Here is a 900-nt window from a genome sequence, read left to right as displayed (position 1 = left end):
GTGATCGAGTTCTGGGATATCGATGTTGAAGCGTTCCCTGGCTGGAAAACCAGCGCGTTGGCCGAGGAACAAGTTGTTAGAGTGCGCGACACGCTCAAAGGGTTGGTCAAGGCCTTGCGCCCGGCACGCCTGCATTTTGGCTGGCGGACAATCCATGATGTTATCGGCTATATCGAGCAGGCCGAACGCGGTGGTGTGATTGACTTCGATACAGCATTGGATCAAGCCATCTACGCCAACGTCCTGCCCAAACTTCGCGGTGAAGACACGCCGCGGGTCCAGGCCGCCTTCGCGGACACCAGCACCTTGTTGCGGGATATGAGGCTGGCGGACTCGGCAGCCAAAGTCGCCGAGTTGCAGGATGATTTGCGCTCTATGGGTTCCGCCCGGTTCTGGCGCTGAAAAATGGCGATTATCCGATGCATCGATAAACAAGGCAGCACGTTCACGGTCAACCCCGAAGCGTTGGCTTCGGGGTTCATGGAGCGCGGCACTTATTATTTCGAGATTGTCCCCGAGTCGCGCTTGTTTGTTGATGATGAGCCGTTGGAGGCCTCGCGCCATGAGGCATTTGACGCGTGGCGATGGGAGCCGGGTTTTTATGCGGGCAAAGTCATCGCTGAGTTGGTTGATACCGGCGGCAAAGTCTTGGCGACCTACCACTTTGATGTGGCTCCAGATCAAAACAAGCTCGGCGAGACGTCGTTTGCCGCGATGCTCGACGAACTCCTTGCCTTCGATACACGGTTGCTGTTGGGCAATGAGTACGCCCAATTGGAGGTGGGTCGTGAGGGACGAACCAGCAACCCGCACCTGCAATATGCACGGCTGAAACGTTATGGTCCGGCGTTGCTATCGGCGTTTACCGAGGTCTTGCGCAAGCCGCTTACACGGTTGCAC

Annotated in this window: 2 protein-coding genes; both read left to right on the top strand. The window is 57.1% G+C overall.

All coding sequences use genetic code 11. The annotated features are described in order from the left end of the window. Positions 1 to 402, top strand: a 402-nt coding sequence (locus ASU03_RS21230; protein WP_197411301.1) for a hypothetical protein, incomplete at its 5' end; no start/stop codon positions are given. Positions 403 to 405: 3 nt separating this feature from the next. Further along, positions 406 to 900: hypothetical protein (locus ASU03_RS18875; protein WP_197411300.1), on the top strand; the 495-nt coding region annotated here is incomplete at its 3' end.

The sequence above is a fragment of the Colwellia sp. TT2012 genome (genome assembly GCF_001440345.1).
Lineage (GTDB): Bacteria > Pseudomonadota > Gammaproteobacteria > Enterobacterales > Alteromonadaceae > Colwellia.
Note: the sequence above shows the minus strand (reverse complement) of the source record. Positions and strands in the feature narration are given on the sequence as shown.